15 protein-coding genes and 2 pseudogenes are annotated in these 19,057 nt (G+C 40.9%); 16 read left to right on the top strand and 1 reads right to left on the bottom strand.

Features of this window, described 5'->3' with window-relative positions:
• The first annotated feature begins 148 nt into the window (after positions 1 to 148).
• The 7 genes from rsmH to AC1M86_RS09880 all read left to right on the top strand — a co-directional run bounded on the left by rsmH (position 149) and on the right by AC1M86_RS09880 (position 8,169).
• A complete protein-coding gene (gene rsmH / locus AC1M86_RS09910; protein ID WP_481591473.1) occupies positions 149 to 1,072 on the top strand; it encodes a 16S rRNA (cytosine(1402)-N(4))-methyltransferase RsmH in 924 nt (307 codons plus the stop codon).
• Positions 1,072 to 1,416, top strand: coding sequence for a cell division protein FtsL (gene ftsL, locus AC1M86_RS09905; protein ID WP_092767285.1), 345 nt, complete (start codon positions 1,072 to 1,074; stop codon positions 1,414 to 1,416). Before rsmH ends, ftsL begins: the two co-directional genes overlap by 1 nt.
• A gap of 9 nt (positions 1,417 to 1,425) precedes the next feature.
• Positions 1,426 to 3,255 carry a penicillin-binding protein PBP3 gene (gene ftsI, locus AC1M86_RS09900; protein WP_035263956.1) on the top strand — a complete coding sequence of 610 codons (1,830 nt, stop codon included), beginning with the start codon at positions 1,426 to 1,428 and terminating at the stop codon, positions 3,253 to 3,255.
• Between the two features lie 7 nt (positions 3,256 to 3,262).
• Positions 3,263 to 4,759 (top strand): UDP-N-acetylmuramoyl-L-alanyl-D-glutamate--2,6-diaminopimelate ligase, encoded by a 1,497-nt coding sequence (locus AC1M86_RS09895; RefSeq protein WP_481591472.1) that lies wholly within the window; start codon positions 3,263 to 3,265, stop codon positions 4,757 to 4,759.
• Positions 4,760 to 4,768: 9 nt separating this feature from the next.
• A complete protein-coding gene (locus tag AC1M86_RS09890) occupies positions 4,769 to 6,172 on the top strand; it encodes a UDP-N-acetylmuramoyl-tripeptide--D-alanyl-D-alanine ligase (RefSeq protein ID WP_035263958.1) in 1,404 nt (467 codons plus the stop codon).
• Positions 6,173 to 7,291, top strand: coding sequence for a phospho-N-acetylmuramoyl-pentapeptide-transferase (gene mraY / locus AC1M86_RS09885; RefSeq protein ID WP_092767279.1), 1,119 nt, complete (start codon positions 6,173 to 6,175; stop codon positions 7,289 to 7,291).
• A 71-nt stretch (positions 7,292 to 7,362) separates the two neighbouring features.
• Entirely contained in the window at positions 7,363 to 8,169 is an 807-nt protein-coding gene (locus AC1M86_RS09880; protein ID WP_481607866.1) for a putative RNA methyltransferase, read from the top strand.
• A gap of 32 nt (positions 8,170 to 8,201) precedes the next feature.
• On the opposite strand, the gene ponA is transcribed toward AC1M86_RS09880, so the two are convergent.
• Entirely contained in the window at positions 8,202 to 10,727 is a 2,526-nt protein-coding gene (gene ponA, locus AC1M86_RS09875; RefSeq protein WP_481607865.1) for a penicillin-binding protein PBP1a, read from the bottom strand.
• 168 nt (positions 10,728 to 10,895) lie between these two features.
• On the opposite strand from ponA, the gene AC1M86_RS09870 reads away from it, so the two are divergent.
• From AC1M86_RS09870 to AC1M86_RS09830, 9 genes and pseudogenes are all read left to right on the top strand, one after another.
• A complete protein-coding gene (locus tag AC1M86_RS09870; RefSeq protein WP_035263966.1) occupies positions 10,896 to 11,954 on the top strand; it encodes a pilus assembly protein PilM in 1,059 nt (352 codons plus the stop codon).
• Positions 11,954 to 12,580 carry a PilN domain-containing protein gene (locus tag AC1M86_RS09865; RefSeq protein WP_179998862.1) on the top strand — a complete coding sequence of 209 codons (627 nt, stop codon included), beginning with the start codon at positions 11,954 to 11,956 and terminating at the stop codon, positions 12,578 to 12,580. Before AC1M86_RS09870 ends, AC1M86_RS09865 begins: the two co-directional genes overlap by 1 nt.
• The gene (locus tag AC1M86_RS09860) at positions 12,577 to 13,305 is read left to right on the top strand and encodes a type IV pilus inner membrane component PilO (RefSeq protein WP_035263971.1); all 729 of its coding nucleotides are present in this window, start codon (positions 12,577 to 12,579) and stop codon (positions 13,303 to 13,305) included. Before AC1M86_RS09865 ends, AC1M86_RS09860 begins: the two co-directional genes overlap by 4 nt.
• A complete protein-coding gene (locus AC1M86_RS09855; protein ID WP_035263973.1) occupies positions 13,305 to 13,832 on the top strand; it encodes a pilus assembly protein PilP in 528 nt (175 codons plus the stop codon). The genes AC1M86_RS09860 and AC1M86_RS09855 overlap by 1 nt, the downstream gene beginning before the upstream one ends.
• Positions 13,833 to 13,851: 19 nt before the next feature.
• Positions 13,852 to 14,250: pseudogene (locus AC1M86_RS09850) on the top strand (AMIN domain-containing protein); the annotation flags it as partial.
• Between the two features lie 372 nt (positions 14,251 to 14,622).
• Positions 14,623 to 16,341 (top strand): annotated as a pseudogene (locus tag AC1M86_RS09845) (type IV pilus secretin PilQ); the annotation flags it as partial.
• A 36-nt stretch (positions 16,342 to 16,377) separates the two neighbouring features.
• A complete protein-coding gene (gene aroK, locus AC1M86_RS09840; RefSeq protein WP_035263975.1) occupies positions 16,378 to 16,920 on the top strand; it encodes a shikimate kinase AroK in 543 nt (180 codons plus the stop codon).
• Positions 16,921 to 16,945: 25 nt separating this feature from the next.
• The gene (gene aroB, locus AC1M86_RS09835) at positions 16,946 to 18,025 is read left to right on the top strand and encodes a 3-dehydroquinate synthase (RefSeq protein ID WP_481607864.1); all 1,080 of its coding nucleotides are present in this window, start codon (positions 16,946 to 16,948) and stop codon (positions 18,023 to 18,025) included.
• A 14-nt stretch (positions 18,026 to 18,039) separates the two neighbouring features.
• Positions 18,040 to 18,885, top strand: a complete 846-nt coding sequence (locus tag AC1M86_RS09830) for a hypothetical protein (protein ID WP_035263987.1) — start codon at positions 18,040 to 18,042, stop codon at positions 18,883 to 18,885.
• Positions 18,886 to 19,057 lie beyond the last annotated feature (172 nt).

The following is a 19,057-nucleotide window of genomic DNA, read 5'->3' as shown; positions in this document are numbered from 1 at the left end:
CAAGTGAGGCTTTTTTATTTGAACATTCCAGTGAATGAAACGGTTTTGCCTATAGAAAGTAAAATTTACCTACAAAAAGTCGTTTGGAGCTTTATTAAAACAAGGTAATAATGTGCAGTTAAATTTTTAGATGTTCTGAAACGTTATTATGTCGCATATTTCTGTATTACTTCATGAAACTGTAGATGCCCTATTGGGTGGGCGTAATACAGGGATTTATGTAGATGGCACCTTTGGTCGAGGAGGTCATACTCGACTTCTCTTGTCCAAATTAGATGAACATTCTCGTGTCTATGCATTTGATAAAGATCCGCAGGCTTTGGCTGTGGCTGCTCAGTTAGAACAAGAAGATCCAAGATTTACCATTATTCATGCAAGTTTTGCAGATATTAAAACAGCCTTAAATCAACGCGGTGTTGAAACTGTCGATGGTGTTATGGCAGATTTAGGTGTGTCATCACCACAACTTGATCAGGCCGAACGTGGTTTCAGCTTTATGAAAGACGGTCCACTGGATATGCGAATGGACAACTCTCAAGGCTTAACTGCAGCGCAATGGTTGGTTGAAGTTGATGAAGAGCATTTAGCGAATATTATTTTTCAGTATGGTGAAGAACGATATAGCCGCCGCATTGCGAAAGCGATTAAAGCAGCAGGTTATATTGAGACTACAGGTCAATTGGCTGAAATTGTAAAAGTTGCCCATCCGAAATGGGAAAAAAATAAGCATGCTGCGACACGTACATTCCAAGCAATTCGAATTGAAATCAATAAAGAATTAGAAGATGTGCATGCTTTTTTACCTGAAGCACTGGATATGCTTCATAATGGAGGTCGATTAGCGGTCATCAGTTTCCATTCCTTAGAAGATCGAATTATTAAACAATTTATTCAAAAAGAGTCGACTTTAGCTGAGGATGATGGTTGGGGCTTACCTCAGAAACCTAAAGAAACTCGTCGTTTGAAAAAAATTGATCGCGTACGTGCAAGTGAAGAAGAAGTGAAACAAAATCCGCGTTCTAGAAGTGCTTGGTTGCGAGTTGCAGAGCGAATAAATTTTAAAGGCGAATAATGAAAAAGGAAAAAGACGTAGAACAACAGGAACTGGTAGCAACGACCTTGGTGCGTAAAAAAATACTGATCTATAGCGTTTTAACCGCTATGGTCATGGTGAGCGCATTTATGGTGGTCTATCAGGTCTATTCTTATCGTCAAGATTTTCGTGAATTCAATACGCATATGCGTGAGCTTGAAGACATTAATGCTGAATGGGGTCGTCTACTTATTGAGCAACAGACATTTGGAGCGACTGCACAGATTGGGACACGTGCAGTGACACAATTACGTATGTATTCACCACCAACATCACAGACTGTGGTGATTTCACTTCCTGCTGAAACCGCGAAAAATCAATAGGCACGCTGAATGGTTGATAAAAGCAAAACAAAACAAACACGTAAAAAACAGCAGCCAATTACACAGAAAAGAACCGTTGCTGTAGATATGTGGCGTTTCTATTTAATGTGGGGCTTAGTCCTGACATTTTTTGTGGTATTGGTTGCACGTGCCTTTTATGTTCAAATTGTGAATAAAGACTTTTTGCAAAATAAAGCTAACGCAAAAATTTTACGTACTGAAAAATTAAGTGCGATGCGAGGGGTTATTAGCGACCGTAATGGCGTTCCCTTGGCAATTAGTACACCAATTATGAAGGTGGTGATTGATCCTCAACATTATTTTGAAACTAAAGCAACTTTTGATGAAATTACTGAAGAGTTAAAAAAGAATCCAACCAGTCGAAAATTAAAAAATCAGTTACCACAGGAAAACCTGAATTTAGATGAGCTAGCAGATGCAGTTGGGCTGGATCGAGCTGACCTCAAAAAGCGTGTTCAAGATCGAGCTCGTTCACGTTATTTAGTATTGAAAAAAGAAGTACCACCTGCTCAAGCGGCTCTGTTAGCACAACGCAATTTTGCTGGCGTATATTCTGAAAAATCATATAAACGTTATTACCCACAACCACAACCCAACTCTCAAATCATTGGTTTAACCAATACCGAGGGAACAGGGATTGAAGGTTTGGAGATGCAGCTGAATAAGCGGCTTGCAGGGGTCAATGGCGAACAGAAAATTGTACGTGATAAGCATGGTAACCGTGTTCAAGTTCCAGAAGTTATTAAAGAAGTTGAAGCTGGGGAAAATATTACACTGAGTATTGACTCTCGATTGCAATACATTATGTATCGAGAGCTTACCGCGGTAGGCGTGGCAAATAATGCACGTTCTGCTACAGCAATTGCGGTCGATGTCAAAACCGGTGAAATTCTAGCGATGACCAGTTGGCCGTCGTATAACCCGAATGATAAAAAAAGTTTATCCAATAAAGATGCAATGCGAAATCGCGGTGCAGTTGATTCGTTTGAACCAGGTTCGACGATGAAACCATTAACGGTGGCGATGGCGCTTGAAAGTGGTAAGTACACTGCAAACTCAGTCGTTAATACCACGCCAGGGTCGATGCGTGTCGGTAATCATACGATTCGTGATACACATAATTATGGAGCGCTTACTTTAGGTGGCATTATTCAAAAATCCTCCAACGTAGGTGTAGCGAAAATTGCCTTATCTTTGCCTTATCCGACTTTACCAACGTTCTATAAGCGTCTTGGTTTTGGACAGCGTTCGGCTGTCAAATTCCCTGGTGAAAGTCCAGGTCTGATCTTACCGCCAAGTAAATGGAATATTTCAGAAGTTGCAACCATGTCCTATGGATATGGTCTTAATGCCACGGTACTACAATTGGCAGACGCTTATGCCATGTTGGCAAACAAAGGGAAGAAAGTTCCTTTAAGTTTGTACAAGTTGGATGAAGCTCCTCAAGGTGAACAAATGATTGATCCTAAAATTGCGGATCAAGTCTTGTTAATGATGGAGACAGCAACATTACCAGGCGGTACAGCGACTCGTGCTCAAATACCAGGTTATCGCGTTGCAGGTAAAACGGGTACAGCACACAAATTACGTGCTGACCGTAAAGGTTATTCGACCAATGAATATCGAGCTTTATTTGCAGGTGTTGCACCTGTAAGTGATCCACGTTTGGCGATGGTCGTCGTGGTCGAAAATCCAAAAGGCACATATTACGGTGGTACTGTATCAGCACCTGTTTTCGCAAAAGTAATGCAGGAGTCGCTGAGACTGTTAAACGTACCATTGGATAAACCCTTAGATACTCCAAAATCCATTCCATAGGTGATGAATGTCGATTACATTTCAACAAATCTACGCTGTAGATCATCCAGCAGAATGGATGCAACAAGCATTTAATGGCTTCCAATTAGATAGTCGTAAAGTTGAAGCGGGACAAGTGTTTATTGCTTTGACTAGTCTTTCTCAACCTGAAAAAACTGCAGAATATGCACAGAAGGCTTTGGATCTTGGTGCTTTGGCTATTATTTCAGAACAAGATCTAGGTTTAACGCCAAGTTTGATCGTTCCGAATGTGCGTATGCTTATGGGACAATGGCAGAAAGATTATTTGCAACAGACACAGCCAGTAAATCCACTTCGAGTATTGGCTGTCACGGGAACCAATGGTAAAACGACCATTTCAAGGCTTGTCGCAGAGCTACTGATGTTAAGTAAGTACCCATGTGCTGTGATGGGAACGACAGGGAATGGGATTTTACCTCACCTTGAAGCATCTACACATACCACGTTAGATGCATTGCATATGCAAAATCAATTGCATGCTTATGCTCAGCAGGGGGCTAAGTTTGCTGCTATTGAAGCCAGCTCCCATGGTCTTGAACAGGGGCGTCTCAATGGAACGCCAATTGAAGTTGCAGCTTACAGTAATTTAAGTCGCGATCATTTGGATTATCACAAGACTTTAGAGGCCTATGCTGAGGCAAAATCACGCTTATTTCAGTTTGAGAGTCTTAAAGTTGCAATTATCAATATCGATGATGCTTACGCAAATATCATGCTCAAAGCGGCGGAGCAAAATCCAGCAAAACCTAAAATTTTAACTTATTCCACCACTCAGCCCGCGGATTACCGTGTTGAAGAGATTCAATATAGTTTAGATGGTGTTCATTTTAAATTGGTGACCAAGTCCCAAAGCTATTTAGTGCATAGTCCGTTATTGGGTCATTTTAATATTGAAAATGTAGTTGCGAGCTTAATCTCTGTTGAACAGGCGGGTTTAGATTTATCTCAGTTAGTCGCTTTAGTTCCTCAGCTAAAAGGCGCGCCAGGGCGTATGCAAGTGTTGCGTGATCAAGATCGTTTGTTTGTCGTGGATTATGCCCACACTCCTGATGCATTAATTCAGGTTCTTCAAACATTAAAACGTCATGTTTCACAACAATTATGGGCCGTGTTTGGGTGTGGTGGTGATCGTGATCGCGGTAAACGACCTTTAATGACACAGGCTGCTCTAGATCATGCAGATGTTGTATTGCTCACCTCAGATAATCCACGTACTGAAAACCCAGAACAAATTTTTGCTGACATGAAGGCTGGAATTGAATTTTTGGACAGAGAGGTTCATGAAATTCATGATCGTCGTGAAGCGATTAAGTTTGTAGTGAAAACAGCAAAAGCAGGTGACATTGTTGTGATTGCAGGCAAAGGCCACGAAAATTATCAAGAGATTGATGGTGTTCGTCATTGGTTTGATGATGTGGTAGAAGTCCAAGCAGCCATTAAGGGTCAGCATGCGACTAAGCCAGCATCTTATCCAGCAGACTAAGGAATCATTATGCACACATCTACTACAAGTACTGCGACACTTGTCCCATGGACTTTGTCTGATCTTGTTGCTGCTACTCAAGGGTATTGGTTGAATGATAAAAAACCGACTGGAGAAGTAAAGCGTATTTTGACAGACTCACGTCATGCGGAGTCGGGGGATGCTTTTTTAGCCCTGAAAGGTGAGCGTTTTGATGCGCATGAGTTTGTTCAACAAGTGGCTGAAAGAGGCTGTCAGATTGCGATTGTTGAGCGGCCTTTAGACATTGATATTTGTCAGTTGGTGGTAACAGATACGAGATTAGCATTAGGTATGCTTGGTGCATTTCGTCGCGCTCAACATGCGCAATTAAAAGTTATCGCACTGACTGGTAGTAGCGGCAAAACCACGACTAAAGAAATGCTTGGTAGTATTCTTGCTCGCAAAGCACCGACATTGATCACGCGAGGTAATCTCAATAATGATCTGGGTGTGCCTATGATGCTATTAGAGCTTCGACCAGATCATGAATATGCAGTGATGGAGCTTGGAGCAAGTCATCAAGGAGAAATTGACTATACCTCGAAGCTCGTTCAACCTCATGTTGCGGGTATTATTAATATTGGTACGGCTCATCTTGGTGAGTTCGGTGGGCGTGACGGAATTTGTAAAGCTAAATCTGAAATCTATGGTCATGTTTCAGAAACTTCGATCGTGCCAGCAGCTGATGATTATATAGACCAGATCCGTCAAAGTGTAAAAACAACAAAAACCTTAAGTTTTGGAGAAGGTGGCGATGTCTATGCTTCAGATATTCAGCTGAATCCACAGAGTGCTCAATTTAAATTACATACGCCTGTAGGTGTCCAACCCGTGGATTTACCTTTTGCTGGTGAGCATAATGTTCAAAATGCTTTGGCTGCTGCTGCTTTTGCATTGTCATTAAATATCAGCTTGGATGATATTGTCACGGGTTTAGAACAAGCTGTGGGTGCAAAGGGACGTTTGAATTTTATTCAAAAAAATGATTTTTTATTTATCGATGATACATACAATGCCAATCCCACTTCGATGCGTGCAGCGGGTGAAGTGCTTGCACAGCAAGAAGGTATTCGTGTCATGGTGATTGGGGATATTGGTGAGTTAGGTCCGACTGCTGCTCAACAACATTATTTACTCGGGCGAGATTTGGTTTCGATTCGCGGACTCAACTTTGTTGTTGCTGTTGGTGAGTTTGCACCAGCAACACAGGAAGGCGCACGTAGTACTCAGTACGGGAAAAAGTTACAAGCTTTCCTCAATCAAGAGCAAGCTCTACCATTTTTAATTAGTCTAATCGAAACACATCAACCGCAAAAAATGAGTTTCTTATTCAAAGGTTCTCGTTATACCCATATGGAAACGTTGATGGCAGATTTGATGGAGAAACTCTAAATGCTGTTATGGTTATTTGAACAACTTTCCGGCTATCACAGCTCGTTCCAAGTGGTTCGTTATTTAACATTACGTGCGCTGCTCAGTGTCTTGACAGCACTCACGATAGGCCTAGTTCTTGGTCCTGTTATGATCCGTAAGTTACAAGCTTTAAAATATGGCCAAGCGGTAAGTTCTTTCGCTCCGGAAAACCATGCCAAAAAAATGGGAACACCAACCATGGGTGGTCTCCTTATTTTGCTTTCTATTGGGATTTCAACTTTACTTTGGGCAGACCTTTCAAACCCTTATGTTTGGATTGTGCTTGGCGTGATGGTGATATTTGGTGCCGTAGGTTGGGCGGATGACTGGATTAAAATCCGTTATAAAGACAATGCAGGTTTGCCAGCACGTAAGAAGTTTTTTTGGACATCTGTCGCTTCTCTAGGTGCAGGGATATCACTCTACGTAATTGCGACTCAGCAAACTAATCCTGTACACACTGCGAATATGTTGGATTTGCTGATCCCTTTCTTTAAAGATCTTACAATTCCTTTATCGGTAATCCCTTTAGGGATCGGCTTTATTATATTCACTTATTTAGTGATTAATGGTGCGTCTAATGCGGTTAACCTAACTGACGGTTTAGATGGCCTTGCAATAATGCCAATTGTATTGGTTGCGGCGGGCTTAGGAGTGTTTGCTTATTTGGCGGGTGATGTTCGTTTTGCAAATTATTTACATATTCCCTATGTGAAATACTCATCTGAACTCGTTGTTATTTGTGCTGCAATGATAGGTGCAGGTTTAGCATTCCTTTGGTATAACGCGCATCCTGCACAAGTATTTATGGGGGATGTTGGTGCCTTGTCGCTTGGAGCGATGCTGGGAACTATTGCGGTGATGGTACGTCAGGAAATTGTATTTGCAATTATGGCGGGTGTATTTGTAGTCGAAGCAGTCTCTGTATTCTTACAAATCGGTTCGCTTCGTATGCGAAATAAACGTGTTTTCCTTATGGCGCCGTTACATCATCACTATGAAAAGAAAGGATGGCGTGAAACACAGGTGGTCATCCGTTTCTGGATTATCACAATTATGCTAGTAGTTTTAGGTCTAATGACCTTAAAATTGCGCTAAGCAAGAATCAAATGAGATCAAGTCGGCTTATGCCGACTTTTTTTCATCGCTAAAATTTTTTGGAGAAAATGATGAATCTGTTGATGTGTCCTGTTTGTCGCGAGGCATTGGCGCTTGAGGGGAAAACATGGCGCTGCAAGAGTAATCATAGTTACGATATTGCAAAGCAAGGTTATGTGAATTTGCATGTCGTACAGCATAAACATAGTAAAAATCCAGGGGATACCCCTGAGTCTGTTCAAGCTAGACGGTCGTTTTTATCAGCGGGATTTTATGCGCCATTACAGCAAGCTGTCGTTGCTAAAATCCGAGAAATACGTATTGAAAATCTTTTAGATATTGGTTGCGGTGAAGGATATTACACCAATGCAATGGAAGCTGAAGCGATACAAGTTGTGGGGGTGGATATTGCTAAAACTGCAGTTCAGGTAGCAGCAAAATTAAATCAAAATGTCACTTGGGTTGTGGGTACGGGGGCTGTGTTGCCTGTTTTAAGCGAGACCATCGATTTATGTACCAGTTTATTTAGTCCTATTCCCGAGGCGGAAATATTACGTGTATTAAAATCATCGGGGTATTTAATGGTTGTTACCCCAGGTCCACAACATTTATATAAAATGCGAGAAGCACTATTTGAAGAAGTTAAGGCACATGAGCCACATAAATTTGTAGCACAGTTGAGCGAGCACTTTGAGTTAATTGATGAAAGCTTAATTCAGGCACCATTGGTGTTGAACCAAAATGACCTAAAGTGTCTTATCGCAATGACGCCATATGCTTATAAGGCCAAACCTGAACGGCGTGAGCAATTAGAGCAAGTTGAAAAATTTGAACTGAGTGCAGAGTTTCAGATCTATATTTTAAAAAAGAAAAGTTAAAAGAAGCCCTCTTTTAGAGGGCTTTATTTTGGTTATTGAACTTGATTAATCAAATTTTCGATTGAATCTCGTTTAACTTGTGGTGTTGAATTCATATCCGGTGGTGTCGACGACGTTGGCGTCAACGGTTGATCGTTATCTGGTAGATCATCAAAATCGCGATCATTCGTTGGTGCTACCACTGGAGCAGGGCGATAAATTGGACGAGCTAAAGGTGGAGTTTTATCTTTTTGCTCATGGTTTAATGTATGTACACGACCACGTTGTTCTCGAGTTAAAGGAGCTTTTGCATTTTTATCTAAACTTACCCAAGCATATGGTGTATTGGCAAGCGACTTCTCCATAAAGTCACTCCAAATTGGAAGAGCAGCGATACCCCCATATTCACGACGACCTAGCGTAGTCGGTTGGTCGAAACCTACCCATGAAACTGCGACTAGATTGCCGTTAAAGCCAGCGAACCAAGCATCTTTTGCATCATTGGTTGTTCCTGTTTTACCTCCTAAATCACCACGACCAATTTTTAAAGCTGCGCGACCAGTACCATGCTGAATTACGTCTCGTAAAATATTCGCCATATCAAATGCTGAACTGGATTTTAAAATTCGATGTGCTTGACGATATTGGCTACGCTCTTCATCGGTTAAAGTGGGTTGCTTATCCTCTAAAGACTGATTGGTAACTTCAATAATTTCGTCGTCTGGTGTTGTTGCTTCAGCAGAGGTTGTATCTTGCTTCTGAGATTTAATACATGAAATACATGCGTATTCAGGATTGGCTTGATAAATCACTTTGCCGTAAGCATCCTCAATACGGCTAATGAAGTGAGGTTGCACGCGGAAACCGCCATTGGCAATTGCGGCATAGCCTGTTGCCATTTGAACAGGGAGTACTTGAGGTGTTCCTAATGCAATCGTGTAGTTACGTGGAATCTGATCATCCTGCAAACCAAAATCCATAAACAATTGGCGAGTACGTTCTAGACCGACTGTTTGTAAAAGGCGAACAGAGACAGTATTACGTGACAAATATAAAGCGCGACGTAATGGAATCATCCCCAAATAGCGCCCATCAGAATTGCGTGGTGACCATTTACCAATGGTAATGGGATTATCACTAACCATGGTATGCGGCGTCATACCTCGTTCAAGTGCAAGCGAGTAGACAAATGGTTTGATAATAGAGCCAGGTTGACGCCAACCTTGCAGTGCACGGTTAAATTTCGATTGATAAAAATTATATCCACCAACGATCGCGACAATTGAGCCATCATTTGGGTTAAGTGCAATTAACTGACCTTGTACACGAGGCACCTGTACCAAGGACCACATACTGCGATTTTGATTTGGACGTAGACGAACAATATCTTTGACTTTTACAATTTGTGAAGCATTGCTAGGTGCACCACCCACACTATTGGCATTGCGATAGCGTCTCGCCCAAGACATGCCAGACCAAGGAACAGTGACTGATGAACCATCTTGTAAAGTTGCTTCAAAAGAATTGCTTAAAACTTTAGTGACTTCAGCAGGGTAGGTGTTTGCAAATGGTACAAAGTCTTTTAAGGGTTTGTCATGGGCTTCTGGGCCACGCCATCCATGACGACGGTCATAACTTTCTAAACCAACACGAACTGCTTCTTCGGCAAAGGCTTGACGATTGTAATCAATAGTGGTGTAAACCTTATATCCTGAATCGATCGCGAGATCGCCAAATTTTTTGACGAGTTCAGAACGAACCATTTCACCGACATAAGGGAATTTATTGTTAATACCGCGATCAGGCATGTCCAAAGCGATAGGCTCTGATACTGCATCTTCATATTCAATTTGACTGATATAACCCAATTGAAGCATACGACCTAAAATCCAATTGCGACGTTCTAACGCACGTTCAGGATTGGCCACAGGATTATACTTAGAGGGTGCTTTAGGTAATCCTGCAATCATTGCCATTTGGGCAATTGAAAGATCGTTTAAATTCTTGTTGTAATAAATTTTTGCTGCTGCAGCTATGCCATAAGCATTTTTACCGAGGAAAATTTTATTGACGTAGAGTGTAAGAATCTCTTCTTTAGATAATTTTTGTTCAATTTTACGTGCTAAGAAAATTTCGGTGAGTTTGCGCTTGAGAGTTCGTTCTGGTGTTAAATAATAGTTTTTAGCCACCTGCATGGTAATTGTAGAACCACCAGTTTGAATGTCAGAACCCGTGATCGATTCACTGACTGCGCGTCCTAAACTTTTAAAACTAATACCGCTATGCTCAAAAAAAGAAGAGTCTTCTGCAGCTAAAAAAGCATGAATAAAATCTTGTGGGATTTGCTCATATTCAACTGGAACAGAAAGTTTGCCACCATATTCTGCGATTAATTGGTTATCTGCTGTATAAACTTGCAGCGGTTTTAATAGTGGAGCCTTCTTAAAAGCAGTCATCTCTGGCAAAGATGGTGCAATATAGAGATACATTCCATAAAAGCCCATTGGAATTGTGACTAAGATAATGATAATCAGCAAAAAAAAAGGGTGAATCTGTCCACAACAAGATAGCTTTTTCATAACAAGTAAGTTTTAATAGGTGCTAAAGGCAAACTAATAGAAGGTCAGTATAGCTTCTCATTTAACAGAATGTTAGTTGAGTTATTATATCCGCAAAAAAATTAGACCAAGTGTAGTTAGTTTGTATTGTGCTGTTGTTGGGGACAAAAAAATAATAGGAATTGCATTGTGCTTAGACTATATCGTAAGCCAAATAAGGGGTTAGTGGGGGTAGATGTTAGTTCGACCTCTGTTAAGCTATTAGAGCTATCAGTTAAAAACGGTCGCTATTGGGTTGAAAGTTACGGGTTAAGTCCATTGGTTGATGGGAGTGTTGTTGAAAAAAACATCCTCAATCAGGATAACGTGGCTGATGCTTTAGAGCGCGCGATTAATATTGCAAATCCGCAATCAACGAATGCTGCTTTTGCAGTGCCTACGTCTATGGTGATTCACAAGGTCATCGAGATGGATGCCGACATGAGCGATGATGAGCGTGAAGTTCAGATTCGTATGGATGCTGAGCAATATATACCATTCCCACTTGACGAAGTCAGTTTAGACTTTGAAGTTCTTCCTGAGCGATTAAACAATCCAAACAGAGTGAACGTTTTACTCGTTGCGACACGTACTGAAAACGTGGACTCTCGTATTGAAGTATTGGATTTGGTCGGGCTTACCCCAAAAGTTGCCGATGTTGAAAGCTATGCACTGGAACGTAGTTTTGAAGTCTTTGCAGATACATTACCGATTGGTGCAAATCTTGTTGGTGTTCTTGATATTGGTCATACCATGACGACTTTATCAGTTATGCAAAATGGCAAAATTATTTACACGCGCGAACAAGTGTTTGGCGGTAAGCAATTGACTCAAGATGTGCAAAATCGTTATGGCTTATCTTATGATGAAGCTGGGCGTGCTAAAAAAGACAACACCTTACCAGATGACTTTGAAACAGAAGTTTTAATGCCATTCCTTGATGCAGTGATTCAACAAGCAGCGCGTTCATTACAGTTCTTTTTCTCTTCTTCTCAATTTAACGAGATTGATCATATTTTATTGGCGGGTGGTAATGCCAATATCCCAGGTCTTGCAAAAATGATGCAACAAAAATTGGGATATCGCGTCACTATTGCTAATCCATTTTTACAAATGGGCTTTTCTCCTCAAATCGACCTGAAAAAAATAGAAAATGATGCACCATCATTATTGGTGGCGTGTGGCTTGGCATTGAGGAGTTTTGATTAATGGCTAAAATTAATTTACTCCCTTGGCGCGAAGAGCTAAGAGAACAGCGAAAAAAGCAATTTGTTTATATCTGTATCGCAGTGGTATTACTTGCGATTTTATCGGTTTTAGCAGCTTGGTTCTTCTTGAATCATAAATTGCAAGACCAAGAACAAGCAAACCAACTTATTGTAAGCACCAATCAAAGTTTAGACGTTCAATTAAAATCCTTGGAAGGATTGCAAGAACGTCGAAATGCAGTGATTGAGCGGATGAAACTGATTCAAGGTCTTGAAGGTCAACGACCTGTTACTGTGCGTTTAGTAGACGAATTGGTACGTGTTGTTCCTGAAACAGTGTATCTGACGAAATTTACCCGTACTGGTAATAAATTTACCATCGAAGGTAAAGCTGAAAGCCCGAATGCAGTAGCAGAGTTATTACGTGGTTTAGAAGCTTCCCAGTGGTACCGAAATGCATTTATGAATTCATTCTTGGCTGCGCCAGAAGTGAAGGAAAAAGCACCAAGTTCGGTAATCCCTCGAGTTGAAGAGTCATACGGTACATTTATCGTGACTGTCGACTTGGGTGCAATTGCTCAACCGACATCAGATATGGACGCGAATAATGTGGGAGGTGCACCATGAGTCGTAATGATTTAAATGATTTTGATTCAGACGTCACTGCACCTAAAAAGAAGTCCATGACTGTTGAAAAGTTCTTTCAGCAATTTAATACTTTGGACTCCAATAACTACGGTAGTTGGCCACTGTCTGTAAAAATTACCTGTTGGATTTTTATTTTCCTATTTGTTTGTGCTATTGGTTACTTTTTGGTGATTAAACCAAAACTTGAATCCATTGATCTTGCTAAAGCACAAGAGGCAAATTTACTGACAGAGTTTAAAGAAAAGGATTCTAAGCTCCGTAATTTGCAGCAATACCAAGCACAGTTGCAACAAATGGAAATGAATTTCAATGAGCAATTACAACAATTGCCAAAAGAAACAGAAATTCCAAGTTTAGTTGAGGACATCAACTTAACAGGTGTGAATTCAGGACTCAAATTTAAAAATATCCGTCTAGAAAATGAAGTGGCTCAAGAATTCTTCATTGAGCAGCCAATTTCGATAGAAACGACAGGTGATTATCATTCATTTGGGCGTTTTGTGAGTGGAATTGCGTCTTTACCGCGTATCGTAACCTTACATGATTTTGTGATTACAGCGACGCCAAGTACAGATAAAAAATCTGATATTCCACTGATCAATTATTCATTAAAAGCCAAAACATATCGTTATGTTGCATCGACTGAAGATACGGTAGGTTCAGCGGTTGTTCCGCCAGCTGATATGCCAGCAGGAGGACAATAATGAAATCATTTAAGCTTTTGTGCGGATTAGTTATTGCAGCGACTATGGTGGGATGTGATTCGCGTATTGATGCGGTCAATCAAGAAATGGCGAATATTCGTAGCCAGCCGCCTTTACCCATAGAACCGGCACCTGTATTTAATCCAGTTCCAAATTTTCTTTACTCGGCACATCAACTTCGAAGTCCATTCTTGCCAAACTCATTGGCAACAGAGCTAAGAATCATGTCGGGTAAACGTGTTTATCCTAATTTTAATCGTCAACCACAGCCTTTAGAAAGCTATGCATTGGAAACGTTAAACTTCAAAGGAAGTTTAAAACGTAACAATGGCCAGATTCTCGCTTTGATTCAAACCCCTGATGGTGAGATTGAGCGTGTGCAACGTGGTAATTACATGGGGATGAACCAAGGGCGCATCGTGAAGATAACGCCGACTCAAATCGATCTGATTGAAATTGTTTCAGATGGTCGAGATGGTTATATCGAAAGACCGAGAAGCTTAGTGTTGCTTGGGCCTGTTGGTTAAGACGAGTTAAGGAATAACAATGAAAAAGAGTATGCAAAATTTTTGGGGTGGGGATCGACAGTATATGAACCGTTTTCTTCGTCAATTCGCTATGACCACTGTTTCTATAGCTGTTATGCAGGCAGCGGCGGCTAAAACTACGATGACCAATATTGTGCCTTTGCAGGTGCCAGGTCAAGGAACAGAAATCCGTGTCATGTTTAACGGATTACCTCCACAGCCACAGTCGTATCAATTGGAAAATCCATCTCGACTCGTTTTGGATTTTATGCAGGCAGGTCAAACACTGGCGAATACTAAAATACCTGTGTCGACCACTGAAGCAAACTCAGTGGAAGTCATTTCTAATGATCAGCGTTCACGGTTAACTGTCAATTTAACGCAGAAGGGGAGCTACACGACACGTGTTGAAGGCAATACCTTTATTTTAAAAATAAATAATCCAAACTCTGCGAAAGTGGCAACACCAGCGGCGCCAGAGGTTACACAAGCCAAAGCAGCAGAACCAGCGCCTAAAACAAGTGTTTTAAAGCCAGTCATACGTCCTAATCTGACGAATAACGTTACACCTGTTGCGGCTACAACTGTGGCAACGACACCTGTAACGCCAACACCTGTGATTCCTGTTGCAGCACAGCAGGTATTGAAACCAACTGCACCAACGCCTACGGTTTTAAGACCTGCCGCTCCACCTGCACCAGTGGTTCGTCAGCAAGTTGCAGCACCTGTACCACCTCCAGTAGCTCCTGTTTATCAGCAGCCTGTTGCGTATACACCGCCAGCACCTGTCGCTTATCAAACAGTACAACAAGGACTGCAAGATATTGGTTTTGAGCGCGGTAGTGCAGGTGAGGGACAAGTTGTACTGAATTTAAAAACAGCAGATACACCAGTAGATGTACAACAGCAAGGTAGCAAAGTTGTGGTGCGTTTCCTCGGTAACAAAATTCCATCGCATTTGGTGCGCCGTTTAAACGTTAATGATTTTGCCACGCCAGTCTCTACAGTAGACGCTTATAATGATAAGTCGAATGGTGTAATTTCCATTCAGTCGAGTGGTAGCTTTGAATATATGGCTTATCAAACAGATGGTAAGTTAACGATCAGTCTAAAACGCCCAGAAGAGAAAAAAGGCTTAAGCAGCCAAAATCGTACACCGAAATATACAGGTAATAAGATTTCTCTCGACTTCCAAGACATTGAAGTGCGCCGCGTATTACAATTGTTGGCTGATTTTACCGGCATTAATATGGTGACTTCGGATTCAGTTCAAGGGAATATTACATTACGCTTAAAAGATGTGCCTTGGGATCAAGCGCTTGATATTGTAATGAAAACCAAGAACTTGGATAAGCGTCGCAACGGAAACGTGATTTGGATTGCACCTGTTCCAGAATTGATTAAAGCCGAAGAAGAAGAGGCGAAAGCCATTGCACAAAGTGTGAAATTAGCACCATTACAAACCGAATATATTCAATTGAGCTATGCCAAAGTTGAAGATATTGAAAAGTTGATTACTGAAGGTCGTAACAGCCGTTCATCCAATGGTAATAATACAAACTCAACAACTGACCCATTGGGGGACAGTGTCGGGTCATTATTAAGTCCACGTGGTACAGTTTCAATTGATCCACGTACCAATACATTGATCATTAATGATACAGTTCAAAAAATTGATCAAATTCGCAAGATGATTGATTTACTGGATGTTTCTGTAAAACAAGTCATGATCGAAGCTCGTATTGTACGCGCGACAACAGATTTCACCAAAGAAATGGGTGTGAAATGGGGTGTAGTATCGAAAGGTGTTGCAACCAATAATGATCTTTTGGTTGGTGGTAGTGATCAAACGCTGTGGGATTTAAAATCACCAAGTGAGGATGGTCGTTATAATATTCAACGTCCTGATAACTTAAATGTGGATTTAGGTGTGGCTGGGGCTGCAGGTAAAATTGCATTTGGTTTAATCAATATGTCTGATTTTATGCTGGACCTTGAGTTGTCGGCACTACAAGCTGATGGCTACGGTGAAGTTATTTCTACCCCAAAAGTTCTCACTGCTGATAAGCAACAAGCGAAAGTTGCTTCAGGTCAGGAAATCCCTTACCAAACCACTGAAACTGCAGGTGGTGCTGCAACGGCGACGACTTCCTTTAAAGAAGCGTTGTTAAGCTTAGAGGTAACACCAAGTATTACGCCTGATGGTAAAATTCAAATGAAATTGAACATTACCAGTGATTCACCAGCAGGTTATGCACAGAATGGGGAAATCATTTTGAATAAAAATCAAATTGATACCAATGTGCTTGTGAACAACGGTGAAACTGTGGTGCTAGGTGGTATTTTCGAGCAAGAAACGATTTTTAACCAAACCAAGGTGCCTTTCTTTGGTGATATTCCTGCTGTTGGTCGTCTATTCCGTAAAGACAGTAAAACAGAGAATAAGCGTGAGTTATTAATCTTTGTGACACCAAGAATTGTTAATGACAGGCAAACTAGAAACAATTAATATAGTTTCAATGAAAGCAATTCAATAGGTGACTCCTTGCCAAGCAAAGAGTTTGAAACCCTACCGAATATTTATTTGGTAGGGCCCATGGGAGCTGGTAAAACAACCGTTGGTCGACATCTTGCAGATTTACTTCATCGAGAGTTTCTTGATAGTGATCATGAGATAGAAAGAAAAACTGGGGCGACCATCCCATGGATTTTTGAGAAAGAGGGTGAACAGGGATTCAGACATCGTGAATCACTGGTAATTGATGATTTAACATCAAAACAAAATTTAGTTGTTGCGACGGGTGGCGGTGCAGTTACTCAGTCGATTAATCGATCTTATCTAAAAGATCGAGGTATTGTGATTTATCTTTATACTCCCGTAGAAATACAACTTCAAAGAACCTACCGTGATAAAAATCGACCTTTATTACAAGTCGAAAATCCTGAACAGAAATTACGTGAATTATTGAATATTCGTGATCCGCTGTATCGTGAAGTTGCACATCATATTATTGAAACGAATCAAGGTGCTGCGCGTGATTTGGCACAACGTATTCTTAATGTGATTGTCGCAAAAGAATTGAATTAAATTTGTTTTATTGGCTTATAACATCATGCAAACCTTATTCGTTGAACTCGGTGAACGCCGTTATCCTATTTTCATTGGTAGTGATTTAGATCCGCAACAATTACTTGAACCCTATATTCATGGGCAACAGGTCATGATTGTCACCAATGAAACAGTTAAACCGTTGTATTTAAATCACTATGTATCAGCTGTGGAAGGTTTAGGTAAAAAAGTTGAGACATGTGTTCTACCTGATGGTGAATGTTATAAAAATATTGAACATTTGAATTTAATTTTTGATGCCTTGCTTGAGGCAGGATTTAACCGAGATTGTACAGTGCTTGCCTTGGGTGGAGGGGTGATTGGTGACATGGCTGGATTTGCATCAGCTTGTTTCCAACGCGGAGTGTATTTTATTCAAGTCCCGACTACGCTGCTATCGCAAGTCGATTCGAGCGTTGGCGGTAAAACTGGAATCAACCACTCATTAGGCAAAAACATGATTGGCGCATTCCAGCAGCCACAGGTCGTACTTGCGGATATGGCGCAACTTAAAACATTGCCTGAGCGTGAGTTATCAGCAGGTTTGGCTGAAGTCATTAAGTATGCCCTATTAGGAGATGTTGATTTTCTTGCATGGCTTGAGGAAAACATGGATGGTCTCGTTGCACAACATCCAGAAGTACTTGCTGAAGCAGTGTACCGCTCTTGTGCACACAAAGCGCGAATTGTGGCCAATGACGAGAAAGAACAGGGTGAGCGTGCATTACTGAATTTAGGTCATACCTTTGGACATGCGATTGAATCTTATCTGGGATATGGTGAGTGGTTACATGGTGAGGCTGTGGCGACGGGAATGGTGATGGCGGCAGATTTATCTTATTTAATGGGGTGGATCACAGAAGCTGACCTTGAACGTACAAAAATTATCATTCAACGTGCGAAATTACCGATAAAATGTCCTCAAATTCCACTTGATGAATTTTTGGCATATATGTCTCATGACAAAAAAGTCCTGAATGGTCAATTACGTTTAGTGCTCTTGAAGTCGCTAGGGCAAGCAGTAATTACCAAAGAGTTTGATGTGGAATTAATGAAACAAGCGATTTTACGTAATCAAGCATAATCTTAGGTTTTCTCATGACGGTACGCCACTCATCCCCACGCACAGCGCAACAATATATTTGGTTGATCGGTGGCATACTGTTTTTAGTCGCATCTTTTGTATTCTGGATTTTGACTGATAGCAAAGAGTTGGTTACTCAGTCTAAGCAAATTGAAGAAACTCAAGTCCAGATTCAACCTGAAAAGGTGGCAGCAACAAATTATTTGGGCGGGCTGACTGATCAAGTGCGACCTTTGGAATTAACTGCGCGTAAAGTGGCTTCAGGAAACCATTTGCCTGAATTTAGAGGCACAAAGTTTATTCAAGACAATAAAAATAATTATTTTATCGAACTATTTCGCGTTACCAATGAAGATGTAATTAAAAGTTTTCTTAATAAGCAAACTGATCGTAAACCATACATTTATTTTCGTTTGAGTGGTGAGGATCAAGTTGAACAGTACATTTTGGGTTATGGGCTGTTTATGGGGGAAGGTGCTGCCAAGACAACTTTAAATGGATTGGATTTAAAGTTACCACCTTCTGTAGCGCCTAAAGTTGCTGGCTTTAATCAGTTTGTGGGTCAAGTCAATGACATGGGTTCTGAAGAACTAACAACTGCAAAATTATACGAAATTAAATTACGACCTGCAGCGGTACCATTGATTGATGAGTCATTGCTGGTTCGTCCTAAGCCAACCCCTGTGGCTGATCCTGCTAAGGCAACAACCAATGTGACTATTACAAGAAAAGATCAGTCAGGAAATGTGGTTGATGTGAGACGTTCGCAATCGAATGTTGACCCTATTTCGAGCGATAATTCAAAGAATAATACGGATAAACGGAATCAAGAGGCTCAAATTAGTGATCCATTTAATTAAAATGGTATAAAATGGCGCAAAATTAAACGAAAGCATAATAAATTTGCACATCATTGGTGCGATAAAGTGGTTCTAATTTGGTGCCTTTTCGGTTAATAATGACAAAATAATTGAAATAAAACGCTTGCACGGAATAAATAAATATTGGCATAGATTTTGCTTTATTGGTGCA

The sequence above is a fragment of the Acinetobacter sp. ANC_7654 genome, assembly GCF_056779855.1.
The sequence above is the reverse complement of the archived record's forward strand: the minus strand, read 5'-3'. Positions and strand labels throughout refer to the sequence as shown.

Coding starts and splice junctions, on each gene's coding strand:
- rsmH (WP_481591473.1), top strand. CDS start 149: ATGTCGCATATTTCTGTATTACTTCATGAAACTGTAGATGCCCTATTG.
- ftsL (WP_092767285.1), top strand. CDS start 1,072: ATGAAAAAGGAAAAAGACGTAGAACAACAGGAACTGGTAGCAACGACC.
- ftsI (WP_035263956.1), top strand. CDS start 1,426: ATGGTTGATAAAAGCAAAACAAAACAAACACGTAAAAAACAGCAGCCA.
- AC1M86_RS09895 (WP_481591472.1), top strand. CDS start 3,263: ATGTCGATTACATTTCAACAAATCTACGCTGTAGATCATCCAGCAGAA.
- AC1M86_RS09890 (WP_035263958.1), top strand. CDS start 4,769: ATGCACACATCTACTACAAGTACTGCGACACTTGTCCCATGGACTTTG.
- mraY (WP_092767279.1), top strand. CDS start 6,173: ATGCTGTTATGGTTATTTGAACAACTTTCCGGCTATCACAGCTCGTTC.
- AC1M86_RS09880 (WP_481607866.1), top strand. CDS start 7,363: ATGAATCTGTTGATGTGTCCTGTTTGTCGCGAGGCATTGGCGCTTGAG.
- ponA (WP_481607865.1), bottom strand. CDS start 10,727: ATGAAAAAGCTATCTTGTTGTGGACAGATTCACCCTTTTTTTTTGCTG.
- AC1M86_RS09865 (WP_179998862.1), top strand. CDS start 11,954: ATGGCTAAAATTAATTTACTCCCTTGGCGCGAAGAGCTAAGAGAACAG.
- AC1M86_RS09860 (WP_035263971.1), top strand. CDS start 12,577: ATGAGTCGTAATGATTTAAATGATTTTGATTCAGACGTCACTGCACCT.
- AC1M86_RS09855 (WP_035263973.1), top strand. CDS start 13,305: ATGAAATCATTTAAGCTTTTGTGCGGATTAGTTATTGCAGCGACTATG.
- aroB (WP_481607864.1), top strand. CDS start 16,946: ATGCAAACCTTATTCGTTGAACTCGGTGAACGCCGTTATCCTATTTTC.
- AC1M86_RS09830 (WP_035263987.1), top strand. CDS start 18,040: ATGACGGTACGCCACTCATCCCCACGCACAGCGCAACAATATATTTGG.